The organism is Klebsiella sp. CTHL.F3a (assembly GCF_019890895.1).
Classification (GTDB): domain Bacteria; phylum Pseudomonadota; class Gammaproteobacteria; order Enterobacterales; family Enterobacteriaceae; genus Klebsiella; species Klebsiella grimontii.
Genome location: NZ_CP082360.1, coordinates 1,658,372 through 1,676,237, shown reverse-complemented (window position 1 = coordinate 1,676,237; position 17,866 = coordinate 1,658,372). Strand labels below are relative to the sequence as shown.

The 17,866-nt window shown below is 55.7% G+C and carries 21 protein-coding genes; 6 read left to right on the top strand and 15 right to left on the bottom strand.

The genetic code is table 11. The annotated features are described in order from the left end of the window. Positions 1-63: 63 nt before the first annotated feature. The 6 genes from yfcG (at position 64) to K7H21_RS08040 (ending at position 3,644) form a co-directional block, all read left to right on the top strand. Positions 64-693, top strand: a complete 630-nt coding sequence (gene yfcG, locus K7H21_RS08065; protein WP_004123183.1) for a GSH-dependent disulfide bond oxidoreductase — start codon at positions 64-66, stop codon at positions 691-693. Positions 694-758: 65 nt separating this feature from the next. Next, on the top strand, positions 759-1,121 hold the full coding sequence (gene folX / locus K7H21_RS08060) for a dihydroneopterin triphosphate 2'-epimerase (RefSeq protein ID WP_004104107.1): 363 nt from the start codon (positions 759-761) through the stop codon (positions 1,119-1,121). A 23-nt stretch (positions 1,122-1,144) separates the two neighbouring features. Further along, a complete protein-coding gene (locus K7H21_RS08055) occupies positions 1,145-2,038 on the top strand; it encodes a TIGR01777 family oxidoreductase (RefSeq protein ID WP_004123185.1) in 894 nt (297 codons plus the stop codon). Between the two features lie 216 nt (positions 2,039-2,254). Next, on the top strand, positions 2,255-2,509 hold the full coding sequence (locus K7H21_RS08050; RefSeq protein WP_004123187.1) for a hypothetical protein: 255 nt from the start codon (positions 2,255-2,257) through the stop codon (positions 2,507-2,509). Positions 2,510-2,512: 3 nt separating this feature from the next. Continuing rightward, positions 2,513-3,079 carry a hypothetical protein gene (locus K7H21_RS08045; RefSeq protein ID WP_049114654.1) on the top strand — a complete coding sequence of 189 codons (567 nt, stop codon included), beginning with the start codon at positions 2,513-2,515 and terminating at the stop codon, positions 3,077-3,079. 67 nt (positions 3,080-3,146) lie between these two features. Beyond that, complete coding sequence (locus K7H21_RS08040; protein ID WP_004123190.1) at positions 3,147-3,644, top strand: GNAT family N-acetyltransferase; 498 nt, start codon at positions 3,147-3,149, stop codon at positions 3,642-3,644. A 41-nt stretch (positions 3,645-3,685) separates the two neighbouring features. Here K7H21_RS08040 and hisP read toward each other — a convergent pair whose 3' ends face one another. The 15 genes from hisP to pdxB form a co-directional block, all read right to left on the bottom strand. Then, complete coding sequence (hisP, locus tag K7H21_RS08035) at positions 3,686-4,459, bottom strand: histidine ABC transporter ATP-binding protein HisP (protein ID WP_223035696.1); 774 nt, start codon at positions 4,457-4,459, stop codon at positions 3,686-3,688. A 7-nt stretch (positions 4,460-4,466) separates the two neighbouring features. Further along, positions 4,467-5,183, bottom strand: a complete 717-nt coding sequence (gene hisM / locus K7H21_RS08030) for a histidine ABC transporter permease HisM (RefSeq protein WP_004123196.1) — start codon at positions 5,181-5,183, stop codon at positions 4,467-4,469. Beyond that, positions 5,180-5,866 (bottom strand): histidine ABC transporter permease HisQ, encoded by a 687-nt coding sequence (locus K7H21_RS08025; RefSeq protein WP_004123199.1) that lies wholly within the window; start codon positions 5,864-5,866, stop codon positions 5,180-5,182. Before K7H21_RS08025 ends, hisM begins: the two co-directional genes overlap by 4 nt. Before the next feature lie 66 nt (positions 5,867-5,932). Continuing rightward, positions 5,933-6,715 (bottom strand): histidine ABC transporter substrate-binding protein HisJ, encoded by a 783-nt coding sequence (hisJ, locus tag K7H21_RS08020; RefSeq protein WP_004123203.1) that lies wholly within the window; start codon positions 6,713-6,715, stop codon positions 5,933-5,935. Positions 6,716-6,971: 256 nt separating this feature from the next. Continuing rightward, positions 6,972-7,754, bottom strand: coding sequence for a lysine/arginine/ornithine ABC transporter substrate-binding protein ArgT (argT, locus tag K7H21_RS08015; RefSeq protein WP_004123206.1), 783 nt, complete (start codon positions 7,752-7,754; stop codon positions 6,972-6,974). A gap of 291 nt (positions 7,755-8,045) precedes the next feature. Further along, the gene (locus K7H21_RS08010) at positions 8,046-8,615 is read right to left on the bottom strand and encodes a UbiX family flavin prenyltransferase (protein ID WP_049114653.1); all 570 of its coding nucleotides are present in this window, start codon (positions 8,613-8,615) and stop codon (positions 8,046-8,048) included. A 136-nt stretch (positions 8,616-8,751) separates the two neighbouring features. Further along, positions 8,752-10,269: an amidophosphoribosyltransferase gene (purF, locus tag K7H21_RS08005; RefSeq protein WP_004123211.1), complete on the bottom strand. Its 1,518-nt coding sequence runs from the start codon at positions 10,267-10,269 to the stop codon at positions 8,752-8,754. 33 nt (positions 10,270-10,302) lie between these two features. Next, positions 10,303-10,791 (bottom strand): colicin V production protein, encoded by a 489-nt coding sequence (gene cvpA, locus K7H21_RS08000; RefSeq protein WP_004104143.1) that lies wholly within the window; start codon positions 10,789-10,791, stop codon positions 10,303-10,305. Between the two features lie 199 nt (positions 10,792-10,990). Further along, positions 10,991-11,680 (bottom strand): cell division protein DedD, encoded by a 690-nt coding sequence (dedD, locus tag K7H21_RS07995; RefSeq protein ID WP_087829167.1) that lies wholly within the window; start codon positions 11,678-11,680, stop codon positions 10,991-10,993. Further along, entirely contained in the window at positions 11,670-12,938 is a 1,269-nt protein-coding gene (folC, locus tag K7H21_RS07990; protein ID WP_049114651.1) for a bifunctional tetrahydrofolate synthase/dihydrofolate synthase, read from the bottom strand. The genes dedD and folC overlap by 11 nt, the downstream gene beginning before the upstream one ends. Before the next feature lie 72 nt (positions 12,939-13,010). Next, the gene (gene accD, locus K7H21_RS07985; protein ID WP_004870882.1) at positions 13,011-13,925 is read right to left on the bottom strand and encodes an acetyl-CoA carboxylase, carboxyltransferase subunit beta; all 915 of its coding nucleotides are present in this window, start codon (positions 13,923-13,925) and stop codon (positions 13,011-13,013) included. A gap of 194 nt (positions 13,926-14,119) precedes the next feature. Next, a complete protein-coding gene (locus K7H21_RS07980) occupies positions 14,120-14,779 on the bottom strand; it encodes a DedA family protein (RefSeq protein ID WP_004123217.1) in 660 nt (219 codons plus the stop codon). A gap of 27 nt (positions 14,780-14,806) precedes the next feature. After that, entirely contained in the window at positions 14,807-15,619 is an 813-nt protein-coding gene (gene truA / locus K7H21_RS07975; RefSeq protein ID WP_112165571.1) for a tRNA pseudouridine(38-40) synthase TruA, read from the bottom strand. After that, positions 15,619-16,632, bottom strand: a complete 1,014-nt coding sequence (locus tag K7H21_RS07970; protein WP_004123225.1) for an aspartate-semialdehyde dehydrogenase — start codon at positions 16,630-16,632, stop codon at positions 15,619-15,621. Before K7H21_RS07970 ends, truA begins: the two co-directional genes overlap by 1 nt. A gap of 62 nt (positions 16,633-16,694) precedes the next feature. Next, positions 16,695-17,831, bottom strand: a complete 1,137-nt coding sequence (pdxB, locus tag K7H21_RS07965) for a 4-phosphoerythronate dehydrogenase PdxB (RefSeq protein WP_049114649.1) — start codon at positions 17,829-17,831, stop codon at positions 16,695-16,697. Between the last annotated feature and the right edge of the window lie 35 nt (positions 17,832-17,866).

Genomic DNA, 17,866 nt, shown 5'->3' with positions numbered 1-17,866 from the left:
GCCGGATGACGCCAGTTCACCTATACTCGAAAAGTTTGCGACCTGTGACGGCGAGGGACTCTCATGATCGATCTTTACTATGCACCCACCCCTAATGGCCACAAAATCACGCTATTTCTTGAAGAAGCGCAGCTGCCTTACCGCCTGATCCGGGTGGATATCAGTAAAGGGGAGCAGTTTAAACCGCCGTTTCTGGCGATCTCACCGAACAACAAGATCCCGGCGATCGTTGACGATACTCCCGCCGACGGCGGCGCCCCGTTAAGCCTGTTTGAGTCCGGAGAAATCCTGCTTTATCTGGCTGAAAAAACTGGCAAATTACTGAGCGGCGAACTCCGCGAACGCCACGTTACGCTACAGTGGTTATTCTGGCAAGTCGGTGGGTTAGGGCCGATGCTCGGGCAAAATCATCATTTCAACCACTTTGCTCCGCAGGCGGTGCCCTACGCCATTGAACGCTATCAGGTGGAAACGCAGCGTCTGTATGGCGTGCTCAATCGGCGCCTTGGCGAGAGCCCCTGGCTTGGCGGCAACCACTACAGCATCGCCGATATCGCCTGCTGGCCGTGGGTGAATGCCCATCAGCGCCAGCGTATCGACCTCGCCAGTTTTCCGGCGGTGCATAACTGGTTTGAGCGCATTCGCCAGCGCCCGGCCACCGTTGAAGCGCTGCTGAAAACAGAAGCCCATTAACCCCCTGCTCGCCCGGGAAGCTTTGATGTATGATGGCGGAAATTACTACACGGAGGAAGCCTGCCATGTCTCAACCAGACGCCATTATTCGAATTAAGAACCTGCGCCTGCGTACTTTTATCGGAATTAAAGAGGAAGAGATCGCCAACCGCCAGGACGTGGTGGTTAACGTCGCTATCCACTATCCGGCGGAGAAATCACGCAACAGCGAAGACATTAACGATGCGCTGAACTACCGCACCATCACCAAGCGCATTATTAGCCATATTGAGAATAACCGCTTCTCTCTGCTGGAAAAATTAACTCAGGATGTGCTCGATATCGCACGCGAACATCACTGGGTCACTTATGCTGAAGTAGAGATCGATAAACTGCACGCGCTGCGCTACGCCGATTCGGTATCCATGACGATGAGCTGGCGGCGTTAGACGCATCACCTTAGGGAGGCGCTATGAACGTTCTGCTTACTGGCGGTACCGGCCTCATTGGCCGACATCTGATTCCCCGGCTGCTGGAGCTGGGGCATCACATAACGGTTTCAACGCGCAGCCCTGAAAAGGCCAAAAGCCGCCTCGATTCGCGCGTCACCCTGTGGCGCGATTTCGAGCATCAGGCGAACCTCAACGGCATTGATGCCGTCATTAACCTGGCAGGCGAGCCGATCGCCGATAAACGCTGGACGGCGGAGCAGAAACAGCGTCTCTGCCACAGCCGCTGGGATATCACGCAAAAGCTGGTCAAGCTCTTCAACGCCAGCGATACGCCACCCGCGGTGCTGATAAGCGGTTCCGCCACCGGTTACTATGGCGACCTCGGTGAAGTCGTGGTTACCGAAGAAGAGCCGCCGCATAACGAGTTTACCCATAAGCTTTGCGCCCGCTGGGAGCAAATCGCCTGTGAAGCGCAGAGCGATCGCACCCGCGTCTGCCTGCTGCGTACCGGCGTGGTGCTGGCGCCGCGCGGCGGCATTCTGGCCAAAATGACGCCAGCTTTTAAACTGGGCCTCGGCGGCCCTATCGGTAGCGGAAGGCAATATCTGGCGTGGATCCATATCGACGACATGGTCAACGGTATACTCTGGCTGCTGGATAACGACCTGCGGGGGCCGTTTAATATGGTTTCCCCTTACCCGGTGCGCAACGAGCAGTTCTCCCACGCGCTGGGTCATGCGTTGAATCGGCCCGCCATTTTCCGCGTCCCGGCGGCGGCGATTCGCCTGCTGATGGGAGAATCTTCCGTTCTGGTACTCGGCGGCCAGCGCGCGCTGCCAAAACGCCTGGAAGCAGCCGGATTTGGCTTTCGTTGGTACGATTTGGAACAAGCCCTGGCCGATGTGCTGAAATAGTTCAGGGCCTTCAGGGAGATCCCGGCGATCTCCCTGATCTGTTATTCGTGGAACCCTCCTCGCAGCGCGCAAAAACCACCACGCTTGTCGCGTCTTAACTGTGAATCTCATTCCAGCGAACTCCCCTTCACTCTGTCATAACCCCTGCGTGTGATTTTACCTTACCCCGTCGTTGACATTCGTCAACATCATATTCAATATTAGCAGGACACATTGATGAAGGAACATCTGGATAAACATATCAGAGCCGCAATTGACTACGCGCTGGCGCGCGGCTGGATTCTTCTCTCTGGCGGCAAAAGCGCGCACTGTTTTGGACGACTAATGTGCGGAACAGCCCGCCATCGGGAACACATGATGAGCATCTGGTCAACGCCGGCGGTGCCCATTCACCATGCCAGGCAAATCATCCGCATGGTCGATCGCTGTCTGATACCCGTATCGGGTCAGATTAACCACAAGAAGGATTAAACCATGGCGCTGTATAACTTTACGCTCACACTCTCCGGCGTCACCGCGCATACCGTGGGGCTGGAGGATGCGCTGCATGCGGCAGGCTGCGCTGATGCCCTGGTCTGCTTTTACGGAACGGCAGTCTATGTGGAGTTCGACCGCGAATGCGCCTCTCTCGAACAGGCCATTTTGTCAGCGATTGCCGATATCGAATCCGCTCCGGCCCTGAATGCGCGGGTCGAATCCGTCGATTCCGCGCTGGTAGGATTAAGCGATATTGCTGAACTCACCGGCCTGACGCGACAGGCCATCGCCTTATTGAAAGATGGCGCACGAGGCTCGGGGCAGTTTCCAGGGCCGGTACAACGCGTGAAAGGCAATTCGCCGCTGTGGCGCTGGAAAACCGTCGTCGGCTGGCTGGTGATGGAGGGACGGCTTGCCGGGGATTCGCCGCTGGTCGCCCACGCCGAGGTGCTGGACAACCTCAACCTGGCGCTGCAGTTGAGGGCGACACAAGAGAGCAACACCGTGCTGCGCTATCTCCGCGGGCTCGAAAATCAGCACCGGGCTTCACCGACGCTCGCTTAGACGCGTAAACATTCCGGCGCTTTATGGTGTTAAGGTGGCAGAATAATCCACCTCTATGGACTGCATGATGATAATACTGACTACGCCGCGCCTGCGCCTCTCGCCGTTTCACGCATCCGACTGGCCATTTTTCCTGCGCTTACGGCGAGACCCGGAAGTGATGCGCTATATGGGCGAGGTTCTTGAAGAGCCAGCGCTGCGGACGCTGTTTGAATCCCGCTGCGCTGACCCTGGCGTATTCGTATTGCGCGACGGCAGCGGCGAGGCGGTTGGCGATATTGGCCTGCGCATCAGTGGTAAAAATCCGCACGAAGCGGATGTCGGATACGCTCTTATGCCCGATGCACAGGGAAAGGGCTATGCCAGCGAAGCGTTAAAAGCGATTTGCGACTACGGCTTTAACCAACTCGGCGTTCACGCGATAAATGCCTGGGTGCTGGGCAATAACGCTGGCTCTTCCCGCCTGCTGGAAAAACACGGTTTTATCCGCATTCAGGTGCTCGAAAAAGCGTATCATTTGAACGGAATGGATTACGATGACTGGGTGTATCGGCTGGAGCGCTAGCCGTCCCGGCGGAGGGGATTCCGCCGGAGGCATAGACAGTACTACTTTAACGAGCCCTTCAGGAACTGCTGCAGGCGCGTGCTTTTCGGATTGCCGAAAACATCGTCAGGGTGCCCTTCTTCTTCAATCTTGCCCTGATGCAGGAAAATCACGTGCGAAGAGACATGGCGCGCAAAGCCCATTTCATGCGTTACCACGACCATGGTTTTTCCCTCTTCCGCCAGCTGCTGCATAATGCGCAGCACTTCGCCTACCAGTTCAGGGTCAAGCGCCGATGTCGGTTCATCAAACAGCAGTACGTCGGGCTCCATCGCCAGCGCGCGGGCAATGGAAACGCGCTGCTGCTGGCCGCCGGAGAGGTGCACCGGATATTTAATCTGCTGGCGTTCGTCAATACCGACTTTTGCCAGATATTTGACCGCCCGATCGCGGGCTTCCTGTTTGCTCAGACCCAGTACCTGAATCGGCGCTTCCATCACGTTTTCCAGCACCGTCATATGGCTCCACAGGTTAAAATGCTGGAATACCATCGTCAGGCGAGTACGTAGCAGGCGTAGCTGGTTTTTATCAGAAACCTTTAACTGACCGTCTTTATCGCGAACCAGGCCAATGTTTTGCCCGTTAACAACAATCGTCCCTTCGCTGGGCTTTTCAAGAAAGTTAATGCAGCGCAAAAAGGTACTTTTACCGGAGCCGGATGAACCAATAATACTGATCACGTCTCCGGCTTTCGCCCGCAGTGAGACGCCTTTCAGTACCTCATGCTCACCGTAACGTTTATGCAGATCGATTACATTTAATTTATTGTCGGACATGGCGTTCTCAGTGCGTCGAAGAAGGTTTGATGTGCTGGAGCCAGCGCTTTTCCGCTCTGCGGAACAGGCTAATCAGCACATACGAGATAATTAAATACAGTACTGCGGCAATACCAAAGGCGGTAAACGGCTGGTAGGTTGCCGAGTTAATATCGCGGGCAATTTTCAGCAGATCCGGCACCGTGGCGGTAAAAGCCAGCGCGGTGGAATGCAGCATCAGAATCACTTCGTTGCTGTATGCAGGCAGAGCGATACGCAGCGCGGAAGGGAGGATAATGCAGCGATACATTTTAACCGAGGAAAAACCATACGCCCGAGCGGCCTCTATCTCGCCTGCCGGCACTGAACGAATCGCCCCGGCGAAAATCTCCGTAGTATAGGCGCAGGTATTCAGCGTCAGCGCCAGCACCGTACAGTTCAGCCCGCTGCGAAAGAAGGCGTTCAGTAGTTCAGTGCCTTTGACGATTTCCAGCGTATACATCCCGGAATAGAACACCAGCAGCTGAACGTACAGCGGCGTGCCGCGAAAGATATAGGTGAATAGCCAGATGGGGAACCGGATAAATTTGTTGCTCGACACGCGGCCTATCGCGAGGAAAATGGCCAGGATGCCGCCCATCACCACGGAAGAGATCAGCAGCCAGAGCGTAATCGCGACGCCGGTAAAGCGGTAGCCGTCGGTCCACAGCAGGGATTTCCAGTACTCCTGAATAATGTCAATCACAGGTCAGCCCTCTTCACGCCCACAGAGTAACGGCGTTCGAGCATCAGCAGCACACCATTGGAAACCGTTGTAAATACAAGATAAATCAGGCCGCAGACGATAGCGAAGTAGAACGGCTCCCAGGTGCTTTTACCCGCCAGCTGGGTTGCCTTGACCACATCCTCCAGCCCCAGCAGCGAGACCAGCGCGGTCGCTTTGAGGATCACCTGCCAGTTGTTGCCTATTCCAGGCAGCGCATAGCGCATCATTGCCGGGAACAGAATGCGACGAAAGGTTTGCCCGCCGCTAAAGCCGAAGGCCGTCGCCGCTTCAATATGCCCCGTCGGCACAGCCAGGAAAGCGCCGCGAAAAGTTTCGGTAAAGTAGGCGCCGTAAATAAAGCCCAGCGTGATGATACCCGCCACCATTGGGTCAATATCAAACTGCGCCAGACCAAGCGCATCGGTCACGCTGTTGAGCGCAATCTGCAGCCCGTAGAAAATCAGCAGCATCAGCACCAGATCGGGTACGCCGCGGATTAAAGTGGTATAGCCTTCAAAAATCAGCGCTAATGGACGATTATTGGAAAGTTTCGCCCCAGCGCCCGCCAGGCCGATAAGCACCGCCAGAACGACCGAGCTTAACGCCAGCTCAAGGGTGACCAGCGCGCCCTGAAATATAACCTGTGAAAACCCGTACAGCATGCTGTCTGCCCTGTCTGTCATCAACCATCGCGCGTGAAATCACGCGCGATGGGGTACGCGGGATGATTAGTCGCCGTACACGTTAAAATCGAAATATTTCTTCGCCAGCTTGTCGTAGGTGCCGTCCTGGCGCATCTCGGCAAAGGCTTTATTCAATGCTTCACGCAGTTCGTTGTCTTCTTTACGTAGCCCCATACCGGTGCCGACGCCGAACAGCTTCTCGTCTTTAATCGACGGGCCGCCGAACTGATAATCCTTACCGATAGGCTGCTTGAGGAAACCTTCGCTGGCGGCGACTTCATCCTGGAACGCAGCATCGATACGACCAGCGGTCAGATCAGAATAAATATTGTCCTGCCCCTGGTAGGAAACAATTTCAATACCCTTCGGTGCCCAGTGCTCGTTGCCGTAGGTTTCCTGAGTGGTGCCCTGCAGAACGCCAACGCGTTTACCTTTCAGCTTCGCGAGGTCTGGCGTAATATCACTGCCTTTTTTCACGACCAGGCGCGAATCCGCCGCGTAAAGCTTGTCGGTGAAGGCAATTTCCTGTTGACGTTTTTCGGTGATTGAAAGCGAAGACATAATGGCATCGATTTTCTTCGCTTTTAAAGACGGGATCAGCGCGTCCAGCGGGTTCTCAATAAAGGTACATTGCGTATTGATGCGCTTACAGAGCTCTTTTGCCAGATCGATGTCAAAACCAACCAATTCACCCTGTGCATTCTTGGATTCGAACGGGGCATAAGTAGGATCGGTGCCGATGCGGACTTTTTGCGGAATGGCTGCGAATACAGTGGAAACGCTGGAAAGGGCCAGCGCTAAAGAGAGAGACAACGCCAGTTTTTTCATAACTATCCTCAACAGACTGTCATTCTAACGGATTTATTAGAAGTACTTACGGCAGTTATCGTGCCATTATTCGCCCCGGTAAGGCAAAACATTCCGCGCCGGGAAGCAAATTTTTTCGCACCAGAAACGCTTAACTATGCATTTTTTAACATCCCGCGTGGAATTTTTTGCACCAAAAAGATCCACAAAAGCGTGAGCGCACCAATAAGGGGCAGAAATAGATGCGCGTGGCCCGGCGTCCGGGCCAGCGGACGTCTTAGTCACCGTAAACGTTGAAGTCGAAGTACTTCTTCGCCATTTTGTCGTAGGTGCCGTCTTTACGCATGTCAGCCAACGCTTTATCAAACGCGGCCTTCAGCTCGCTATCGTCCTTACGCAGGCCGATGCCGGTACCATCACCGAAGAATTTTTTGTCTTTAACGGAAGGACCGGCAAACGCAAAATCTTTACCGGCGGGTTGTTTGAGGAAACCTTCACTCGCGGCCACTTCATCCTGCAATGCGGCGTCAAGACGGCCAGCGGAGAGGTCTGAGTAGATCAAATCCTGGTTCTGATAAGCCACAACATCGACGCCGTGGCTGCGCCAGCGTTCATTACCATAGGCCTCCTGGGTAGAGCCCTGAAGCACGCCGACATGCTTGCCTTTCAGCGATTCCAGCGTCGGCTGAATCGGCGAGCCTTTCGCGGCAATCAGGCGCGAGTCGGCGGCGTAGAGCTTGTCAGAAAACGCAATTTCCTGCTGGCGTTTTTCAGTAATCGACAACGAAGAGATGATGGCGTCGATTTTCTTGGCCTTCAGCGACGGGATCAGGGAGTCGAAATCGCTGCCAACCCAGGTACATTTTACTTTGATACGCGAACAGAGCTCATTGCCCAAATCAATGTCAAAACCCACGAAATCCCCTTTCGCATCCTTAGAAGAGAAAGGCGCGTAGGTGGCATCGGTGCCAATGCGAATACTCTGCGGCAGCGCAGCGAATGCGCTGGAGGCGCTGCAAATGCCCATCATTAAAGAGAGAGCCAGAACCGTCTTCTTCATAGGTTACCCTTAAGTGTCGTGATGTTGTTATGCGATGCGTTATTTTGTTATTTGTGCTGCCGATAAAATCTTGCACGTTTTATGCCATTTTCTCAGTGCGTGCTGCAAATGGCGTTAAATTTGTTAAATAAAGGTTGCAAGTTTGTCTTAAAAGGGAAGATACCAGCAATAACGGATAAACCGCAGTGCCGCAGCGCAAAAAAACAAATTAAATGTTGAGGATTTGATCGAGGCTACAAAATTGCACTGCGGCAATGCAGATGTGAATAAAGCGCACTATCTTAGTGCGCTTTACGCTCCCTGCCAGCGGGTAAAGAGGTCTTCAGGAAGAGAAATATCAAACTGATCGATAACGCGGTTGACCGTCTGGTTTATCACGTCATCAAGGGTCTTTGGCCGATGATAAAACGCGGGAACCGGCGGCATAATCACCGCGCCCATTTCCGCCGCCTGGACCAGCAGACGCAGGTGACCAAGGTGGAACGGCGTTTCCCGTACGCACAGCACCAGCGGGCGGCGCTCTTTAAGCACCACGTCCGCCGCCCTGGTCAGCAGACCATCGGTATAGCTATGAACAATGCCTGAGAGGGTCTTCATCGAACACGGCAAAATCACCATTCCGGCGGTCTTAAAAGAGCCGGAAGAGATGCTGGCAGCGATATCGCGGGCATCGTGCACCACATCGGCTAACGCCTGCACCTCGCGCAGGGAGAAATCTGTCTCCAGCGCCAGCGTCTGCCGCGCGGCCTGGCTTAGAATAAGATGGGTTTCGACATCAGAAACCTCGCGCAAGACCTGGAGCAAACGCACGCCGTAGATTGCGCCGCTGGCGCCAGAAATGCCGATAATGAGTCGCTTCACGTTGATTGCCCTTTTCCCACAATGGCGCAGACTTTGCCGGATTATAGCCCCTGACGCAACCGCGGACCCGCAATTGGTGCGAGAAAATAAAAAAGCCCGCGGCCATCGGACCACGGGCTTTCGGCAAATCAAAGGATTACCCTTCGTTATGCATCTCTAAGTTTTCGACTTCGTTCTGCAGCTGAACCGCTTTCGCATCGTCGTTACGCAGGGAATCGAGATAGTCCAGATACTGCTGATCGACATCTTTAGTGACGTAGATACCGTTGAACACCGAGCATTCAAACTGCTGAATATCCGGATTCTCCGCGCGCACCGCGTCAATCAGATCGTCCAGATCCTGGAAAATCAGGCCATCGGCGCCGATGATCTGGCGAATCTCGTCCACCTCACGCCCGTGCGCGATCAGCTCATTGGCGGTCGGCATATCGATGCCATACACGTTCGGGAAGCGAATTTCCGGCGCAGCGGAGGCCAGATACACCTTCTTAGCCCCTGCTTCGCGCGCCATCTCGATAATCTGCTCTGAGGTGGTGCCGCGCACGATGGAGTCATCCACCAGCAGCACGTTCTTATCGCGGAATTCGGCGCGGTTGGCGTTAAGCTTACGGCGCACGGACTTACGGCGCAGCTGCTGCCCCGGCATGATAAAGGTACGGCCAACGTAGCGGTTTTTAACAAAGCCCTGGCGGTAAGGTTTGTCGAGAATACGGGCAATTTCCAGCGCGATATCGCAGGAGGTTTCCGGGATAGGAATGACCACGTCGATATCCAGATCTTCCCACTCACGGGCAATTTTCTCACCCAGCTTAGTCCCCATATTAACGCGGGCGCTGTAGACGGAGATTTTGTCGATGAAGGAGTCCGGACGCGCAAAGTAAACGTATTCGAACAGGCACGGGTTGCTGACCGGGTTCTCCGCGCATTGACGAGTGAACAGCTGGCCTTTTTCGGTGATATACACCGCTTCGCCAGGCGCCACGTCGCGCAGGAACTCAAAGCCTAGCGTATCCAGCGCTACGCTTTCCGAAGCGACCATATATTCGGTGCGGCCATCGCCAATATCGCGTTTACCCAGCACCAGCGGACGGATGCCGTTCGGGTCGCGGAAGGCGACCATACCGTGGCCGATAATCATCGCCACGCAGGCGTAAGCGCCGCGAATCTGGCGGTTGGTGGCAGCGATCGCCGCAAAAATGTTGTCTGCTTCCAGCGGGTAGTGGCGGAAATTGTCCAGCTCGCTGGCGAAGATGTTGAGCAGAATTTCGGAATCAGAGGTGGTGTTGATGTGGCGGCGTTTTTCTTCAAACAGCTTTTTACGCAGCTCGTGAGCGTTAGTCAGGTTACCGTTGTGCGCCAACGTAATGCCATACGGCGAGTTGACGTAGAAAGGCTGTGCCTCGGAGGCGCTGGAACTGCCAGCCGTCGGGTAACGAACGTGACCAATACCCATATTGCCCTGCATACGCTGCATATGGCGAGCTTCAAAAACGTCGCTCACCAGTCCGTTCGCCTTACGCAAACGGAAACAGTTGTTCGCATCAATGGTGATGATGCCTGCGGCATCCTGGCCACGATGCTGAAGCACCGTTAACGCGTCATAAATGGACTGGTTTACCGGCATAACACCGGCGATACCGACAATACCGCACATACGTCTTTTCCTCGTTAAGCTACATCCCAACGCTTATGCTTTGGGCAAGAAACTTGACGAGCTCTGCAGATAGTCAAAGAACCATCTGATAACGAAACTGAACTGAGGGATAAGCTCAGACTTTTGCCAGTCTTCGCTTTTCGCCATACCGGTGAAGCTATCGAGAAAGAACAGAATCGCTGAGACGATTAACACCCCGCGCAGGGCGCCAAAGCAGATCCCTAACACCCTGTCGGTTCCCGACAGGCCGGTTTTTTCCACCAGCTGACCTATCACAAAGTTAACGATAGCGCCGACGATAAGCGTTGCGATAAACAGTATCGCGATAGCAATCCCATTTCGGACCAGTTCGTCTTCAAAGCCCGTGAACCAGACAGCCAGGTAAGTGTAGTAATGACTGGCAACAAAGAAAGCGCATCCCCAGGTTACCAGCGATAAAGCTTCACGAACAAAGCCGCGGATCAGGCTGACCAAAGAGGAAAAACCAATCACCGCTATTATGGCGTAATCAATCCAGACCATATACGTCCCACGATTTTACGCCCTGTCGTCCGGTTCGGGGCGCATTCTAACAGAAAAAGAAAACGTTTGCGTAGGGATTTCCGTGCCCTACAGAAATAAAAATGGCGCTGAAAAAACATTCAACGCCATACTGTCTTTCGCCTCTTCAGGGCGCGTCAGACAGGGGTTCCGGCCCTCTACTCCTTTAAAAAAGAGAGAGTTAGTTCGGGCTGTAGCCCATGACCACGCCGCTAAGTCCTGAAATCTGCTTCAGCTCACCTAGCTGGCCTTTCAGCTTATCCTTCGAAGTATCCGGCCCCACGAGAATACGGGTGATTTTACCCTGCACCGGCGTCGAAGGCGACGTGTAAACTTTAAAGCCAGAAGCACGCAGCTTACCAACAATCTCGTTAACCTTATCGGCGTTCTTCAGCGCGCCCAGTTGCACAACATACGCTTTGCCGGTCGGCGCCGGGATTTCAGCCTGCTGCTGCGGTTTAGGCGGCGGCGTCTGCGCCGCAACCTGCTGCGCCTGTGGTTTCTCTACCGGCTTAGGCTGAGGCTTCGGCTGAGGTTTGGGCTGTGGCTTAGGCGTCACAACCGGCTCCTGCACCACATCAAAGCTGTTGTTGTTCACCGGTATACGCGACGGATCCAGCGATGGCGCAGCGGCATCGCCTGCTCGCACCTCTTCCGCCGCCCCTTCCGGAGGCTGCGAAGGCAGCGCCTGAGTCGCTGCAGGCAGCATATCCGGCTCATCGCGATCCCCCGGCTTTGGCACCAGCGGGATCGCGGCAAACTCATCCTGATAATGTTTTTTCTGACCATCCAACAGCCCTGGCAGGATAATCACCCCCAGCGCCACTAGCACAATCGTCCCGACTAAACGGTTCTGAAACTTACTCGCCACCGATTCTCCCCGCGTCTATTTCTTCCATTACATGCGCCACCGTGTGGAATGAACCACATACCAGCACCGTATCTTCAGGCCTGGCGTCCGCCATCGCGGCATGCCACGCCTGCGCGACGCTAATATAGACTTTGCCTGTGTGCAAATGTTCCAGCAGCTGCTCCGCCGTGGCTCCACGCGGCCCTTCCAGCGGCGCGCAGTACCAGTCGTCAACTTCCGTCTGCAGATTTGCCAGCGTACCTGCAATATCCTTGTCATGCAGCATACCAATAACCGCCAGCACGCGCCCCGTTTTCGATAAGGTTCTGAGACGCCCCGCGAGATATGCCGCCGCGTGCGGATTATGGGCAACATCAAGGATCGTCCGGGGAGCCTCGCTAATTATCTGGAATCGCCCCGGTAGCATCGCGCGTTGTACGCCATCACGAATCGCCTGCTCGCTAACCTTAAGCCCGCTGGCGCGCAGGGCCGCAATCGCCGTAGCCGCATTCGGCATCGGAACCTGCGGCAGCGGCAGATCGGTCAATGCCCCCAGCCGATCGTAGAAAGACCAGCCTTGTTCCCCGGCCTCGTACCGCCAGTCAGCGTCACGGCGCTGGAGCCGCGCCCCTTTTTCATCCGCCACCTGAGCAATGGTCAACGGCATGTCGGGTTCACCGACGATGGCCGCTTTTCCGGCGCGGAAAATACCCGCCTTTTCGCGGCCGATGCTTTCGCGATCCGGCCCCAGCCAGTCGATATGGTCGAGGGCAATACTGGTCACCACCGCCACGTCGGCATCGACGATATTGGTCGCATCCAGCCGGCCGCCAAGACCCACCTCAAGAATCACCACATCCAGCCGCGCCTGCTGAAACAGCCACAGCGCGGAAAGCGTGCCGAACTCAAAATAGCTCAGGGAAATCTCACCGCGCGCGGCTTCAATTTCGGCAAAAGAGGTGGTATGCGCCAGCTCCGTCAACTCCTCGCCCTGCACTCGCACCCGCTCGGTGTAGCGCACCAGATGCGGCGAACTGTAAACCCCAACCTTGTAACCCGCCGCCATCAGCGCCGACTCCAGGGTACGGCAAGTAGTGCCTTTACCGTTGGTCCCCGCCACCGTGAAGACAAACGGCGCCGGTTTTAATACCGCCATCCGCTGCGCGACCTCGCTGACGCGCGCCAGCCCGAGATCGATAGTTTTGCTGTGCAGATGCTCCAGATAAGAAAGCCACGTAGCCAGGGGCGACGTGGCCTGAGGAATAGGTTGTTTTTCCATGATGTCCGGCAAGAGTTAAGATCGCTACGCGTATAAAAAAGGGCAGCGCCGTCAGGCCTGCCCTCTCCATTATCAGGCCTCTGGTTCCTGATCCGGTACCGGCGGCACCACCTCGCCTTCGTGAGCGGGTTCCGGATTTGGCGCCGGAAGGTTCATCAGCTTCGCCAGGATACTGGCCAGCTTCAGACGCATTTCCGGGCGGCGTACGATCATGTCGATCGCCCCTTTCTCAATCAGGAACTCGCTGCGCTGGAACCCCGGCGGCAGCTTCTCGCGAACGGTCTGCTCAATAACGCGAGGGCCGGCAAAGCCGATCAGCGCTTTTGGCTCAGCGATGTTGAGATCGCCCAGCATTGCAAAGCTCGCCGAGACACCGCCCATGGTTGGGTCGGTCAGCACGGAGATATACGGCAAGCCGCGCTCCTGCATTTTCGCCAGCGCAGCGGAGGTTTTCGCCATCTGCATCAGCGACATCAGCGCTTCCTGCATACGCGCGCCGCCGGATGCGGAGAAGCAAATCAGCGGGCAGTTGTCTTCCAGCGCCTGCTCAACCGCGCGAACAAAGCGCGCGCCGACCACTGAGCCCATTGACCCGCCCATAAAGGAGAATTCGAAAGCGGCGGCAACAACCGGCATATCGTGCAGGGTGCCTTTCATAACCACCAGCGCGTCTTTTTCGCCAGTCTCTTTCTGGGCGGACGCCAGACGGTCTTTATACTTTTTCGAATCGCGGAACTTCAGCACATCTTTCGGCTCGAGCTCGCTTCCCAGCTCCACCAGAGAACCTTCGTCCAGCAGGCTATGCAGGCGGTTGCGCGCCGACATGCGCATGTGGTGATCGCACTTAGGGCAAACCTCCAGGTTGCGCTCCAGCTCTGCGCGGTACAATACCTGTCCGCAGCTGTCGCACTTGGTCCATACACCTTCAGGGATACTTGCCTTACGGGTGGGGGTTATATTGCTTTTAATTCGTTCAATCCAGCTCATTGATAACCTTTCTACCTGAACCTGGTCGATGCCAGTTTTGTCGCAAGGGGCGCATAATGCCATTTTTGCCCCTCACAGACCATGAATGTTGCACATTAAATCATAACATCCCGTAACATGGGATAAAAAAGTGGTCGAACCGCTCACACTTCACTCTTCGGACGGCGGCATACCGCCCGAAGAACGTCGCCGCGTTATTTCGCCTGTTTCGCCGCCGCCCGCTTGTGGCGGATGACTTCAATCACGCCAGGCAATACGGAGAGGACGATAATCGCCACAATCAGCAGCTTAAGGTTTTCCTGTACGATCGGCAAATCGCCGAACAGATAACCTGCATAGGTAAACAACAGTACCCACAGCAGCGCGCCAACAACGTTATACATCGCAAAATGACGATAGGACATATGCCCCATTCCTGCCACAAACGGCGCAAACGTTCGGACAATTGGCACGAAACGGGCCAGGATGATGGTTTTACCGCCGTGTCGTTCGTAGAAGCTATGGGTCTTATCCAGGTAGCTGCGGCGGAAAATTTTCGAATTGGGATTGCTGAAAAGCTTTTCACCAAACAGCCGGCCAATCGTGTAGTTCAAGGCATCGCCAACAATCGCGGCAATGACCATCAGCAGCACCATTAAATGCACGTTGAGATCGTTGGTCGGCAGCGCGGAGAGCGCGCCAGCCACAAACAGCAGCGAATCCCCCGGCAGGAACGGCGTGACCACCAGGCCGGTTTCGCAGAACAGAATCAAGAATAAAATCGCGTATACCCAAATGCCGTACTCCGCGACCAGCTCAGCCAGATGCACATCAATATGCAGGATAAAATCAATTAAAAAGTGAATCAGGTCCATAGTTTGCGTTAGCCCTTAATAATCCGGTTAGTCCGCCAGAAACAGCGGGCCCATCGGCATGACCGGGAGGTCGTAGCGGGCCGGATAGTCCACCGACACCAGATACAATCCTTCCGCTTTTGCCGTTGCGGCGGCAAGCGTCCTGTCTTTTGCCGCCAGAAGATCTGCAATCCAGCTCTCTGGCTGGTTACCGGCACCTACTTCCATCAGACTGCCGACAATGTTCCTTACCATATGATGTACAAAGGCATTCGCTTTGATGTCCACCACCACATATGCACCATAACGGGTGACGTTGATGTGCATCACGTTGCGCCACGGCGTGCGCGACTGGCACTGTACCGCACGAAACGAGGTGAAATCATTCTCTCCCAACAGACACTGAGCGGCGCGCTGCATCCGCTCCGCATCAAGCGGGAGATAATAATGGGTTACGCCGCGGCTCAATACCGCCGGTCGCAGACGATGATTATAGATAACATAACGATAGCGACGCGCCGTGGCGCTAAAGCGAGCGTGAAAGTCTTGCGGAACCGGCTTTACCCAGCGAACCGCAATGTCGCCGGGTAAATTGGCATTAACGCCCAGCGTCCATGCGGCATCCTGACGCTGCGCGCGCGTTTCAAAATGCACCACCTGACCGGTGCCGTGAACGCCGGCGTCCGTACGGCCGGCGCAAAAAACGTTAATAGGCTCATTCGCCACCTGCGAAAGCGCTTTTTCCAGCTTCTCCTGCACGCTGCGAACTTCATTCTGCCGCTGCCAGCCGTAGTACTTGCTGCCATCATATTCGATGCCCAGCGCAATTTTGTAGACCGCCGGCTGCTCCATCTCAGACATCAGTACAGATACTCCTGAACCAGCTTCTCAGCGATTTTCACCGCCATCAGCGCGCCGCCAAAACGGACGTTATCGGCGACGGACCAGAACTGCACCTGCTCCGGCATCCCGTAATCGTTATGCACGCAGCCGACGGAAAGGCGGGCATTACCGGAAGCATCGCCGACCTGCGTCGGGAACTCGCCCTCTTCTGACAGCTCGATATCTTCGCCGCGGCTAAGGGCATCGCGCGCCTCTTCCGCCGCCAGCGGGCGCTGCGCTTCAAAGCTGACCATCTGCGCATGACCGTAGAATACCGGTGACTGAACGACGCTTGCGGAGATCATCAGGCCATCATCCTGCAGAATTTTGCGGACTTCATCGACGATACGACGCTCTTCGCGCACGCTTCCTTCCCGATCGGGCAGCAGCGGCAGCATATTGAACGCCAGCTGGCGGCCGAAGAAGTCGTCCTCATCGATCGGAATACCGTTGAGCAGTTTGGCGCTCTGCCCTGCCAGCGCATCCACCGCTTTTTTACCGTGGGCGGAGGCGGATAGCAGGTTGGTCACGCTGATGCGCGACAAGCCGCCCTGATCGATCAGCGGTTTTAACGCCGACAGCAGCTGGCTGGTCAGGCTATTCGGTACCGCAATAACGTTACGATTGCGATAATCTGCCAGCACGAACGGGTTGACATCCGGCACCACCAGCGGTACGTCCGGCTCCAGCGCAAACAGACCGCTTAAATCAATCACCAGACAGCCCGCGTTTGTGGCGTCTTCGATATACGCCGCTGTCGCTTCGACGCCGGCGGCAAAAAAGGCCAGTTGGACCTGAGTCCAGTCGAATTCGGCCGCATCCTGTACGACAACCGATTTGCCCGAAAAACGCAGATGTTCCCCGGCGCTATCGCTACGCGCCAGGGCATAAATATCCCCCACCGGGAACTGACGATCGGCAAGCGTTTCGAACAGGGCTTCGCCTACGGCGCCCGTTGCGCCCAGTACGGCAATATTCCAGCCTTCAGACATGGTGGTGTACTCCAGAAAAAAGCAGCCCTGCCGGATTATCCAGCAGGAGCATTAAGATGATATTAACGAACAGGATGATGTACGGCGTTGAAGCCCAGTTGGCGCAACAGCGTCGCCGCCTGCGCATCGCTGCACTGCACGTATAGCGAAGACCATTCACGGCGTTCCTGATAATTTTTGCGCAGTTTGTCGAACTCGCCCACAACGCCCGCGACTTTTCGCAGCGGCGCATCATCGCGGCGCACATCATACACCAAATGCGCCAGCCGTTTTAGCGTTGCCTGATCGAGCGGCCCGTGCAACGTAATGCGGCCAAACTCCGGCGCCGGCAGCAACGTGTCCAGCGCCACCTGCTGTGGATGACCAATAAACGCGCTGTAGGCCTCAAAAACCTGCGTCGTACCGCGCGCTTTTCCTTCAAGGGTATAACCGGCAATATGCGGCGTACCAATATCCACCCGCTTGAGCAATTCGGTATTCAGGTCCGGCTCCGGCTCCCAGACATCCAGTACCACGCTTAAGGACTGATTGGCCTGCAGCCGCTGCAGCAGCGCGCCGTTATCCACCACCGGCCCACGGCAGGCGTTGATTAAAATCGTCCCCGGCTTCAGGCGGCGAATCAGCGCTTCATCCGCCAGGTGCAGCGTTTTGTACTGCCCTTCCTTATAGAGCGGCGTGTGGAAAGTCAGAATGTCCGCTTCCTGCACCAGCTCGTCGAGGGTGCGAAAATCGCCCTCATCGCCACGATCGGCGCGCGGCGGATCGCAAAGCAGAGTTTTTATTCCCAGCGCCTCAAGGCGCTTTTGCAGGCGCCCGCCCACGTTGCCGACGCCCACGATCCCGACGGTACGGTCGCTAAGCGCAAAACCATCGCGTTCGGCCAGTATTAATAGCGCGGAAAAAACATATTCCACCACCGCGATAGCGTTGCAGCCCGGGGCCGCGGAAAAGCCGATTCCCGCCTGATGCAGCCACGCCTGATCGACATGATCGGTACCCGCCGTCGCGGTGCCAACAAATTTGATCGCCTTGCCGGAAAGCAGCGCTTCGTTAACTTTGGTGACGGATCGCACCATCAGCGCATCGGCGTCATTCAACGCATCGACCGGGACAGGGCGGCCAGCAACGGCCTTGACTTCCCCCAGGCGGCTAAAAAGCTCGCGCGCATAGGGCATATTTTCATCAACGAGGATTTTCACGGTTCAGTACCTGTCTGAGAGCGAGAGTAAACCGG

What these genes read in the sequence shown, in the direction of transcription:
- yfcG (WP_004123183.1), top strand. Translation starts at nt 64, where the DNA reads ATGATCGATCTTTACTATGCACCCACCCCTAATGGCCACAAAATCACG.
- folX (WP_004104107.1), top strand. Translation starts at nt 759, where the DNA reads ATGTCTCAACCAGACGCCATTATTCGAATTAAGAACCTGCGCCTGCGT.
- K7H21_RS08055 (WP_004123185.1), top strand. Translation starts at nt 1,145, where the DNA reads ATGAACGTTCTGCTTACTGGCGGTACCGGCCTCATTGGCCGACATCTG.
- K7H21_RS08050 (WP_004123187.1), top strand. Translation starts at nt 2,255, where the DNA reads ATGAAGGAACATCTGGATAAACATATCAGAGCCGCAATTGACTACGCG.
- K7H21_RS08045 (WP_049114654.1), top strand. Translation starts at nt 2,513, where the DNA reads ATGGCGCTGTATAACTTTACGCTCACACTCTCCGGCGTCACCGCGCAT.
- K7H21_RS08040 (WP_004123190.1), top strand. Translation starts at nt 3,147, where the DNA reads ATGATAATACTGACTACGCCGCGCCTGCGCCTCTCGCCGTTTCACGCA.
- hisP (WP_223035696.1), bottom strand. Translation starts at nt 4,459, where the DNA reads ATGTCCGACAATAAATTAAATGTAATCGATCTGCATAAACGTTACGGT.
- K7H21_RS08025 (WP_004123199.1), bottom strand. Translation starts at nt 5,866, where the DNA reads ATGCTGTACGGGTTTTCACAGGTTATATTTCAGGGCGCGCTGGTCACC.
- hisJ (WP_004123203.1), bottom strand. Translation starts at nt 6,715, where the DNA reads ATGAAAAAACTGGCGTTGTCTCTCTCTTTAGCGCTGGCCCTTTCCAGC.
- argT (WP_004123206.1), bottom strand. Translation starts at nt 7,754, where the DNA reads ATGAAGAAGACGGTTCTGGCTCTCTCTTTAATGATGGGCATTTGCAGC.
- purF (WP_004123211.1), bottom strand. Translation starts at nt 10,269, where the DNA reads ATGTGCGGTATTGTCGGTATCGCCGGTGTTATGCCGGTAAACCAGTCC.
- cvpA (WP_004104143.1), bottom strand. Translation starts at nt 10,791, where the DNA reads ATGGTCTGGATTGATTACGCCATAATAGCGGTGATTGGTTTTTCCTCT.
- folC (WP_049114651.1), bottom strand. Translation starts at nt 12,938, where the DNA reads ATGGAAAAACAACCTATTCCTCAGGCCACGTCGCCCCTGGCTACGTGG.
- accD (WP_004870882.1), bottom strand. Translation starts at nt 13,925, where the DNA reads ATGAGCTGGATTGAACGAATTAAAAGCAATATAACCCCCACCCGTAAG.
- K7H21_RS07980 (WP_004123217.1), bottom strand. Translation starts at nt 14,779, where the DNA reads ATGGACCTGATTCACTTTTTAATTGATTTTATCCTGCATATTGATGTG.
- truA (WP_112165571.1), bottom strand. Translation starts at nt 15,619, where the DNA reads ATGTCTGAGATGGAGCAGCCGGCGGTCTACAAAATTGCGCTGGGCATC.
- K7H21_RS07970 (WP_004123225.1), bottom strand. Translation starts at nt 16,632, where the DNA reads ATGTCTGAAGGCTGGAATATTGCCGTACTGGGCGCAACGGGCGCCGTA.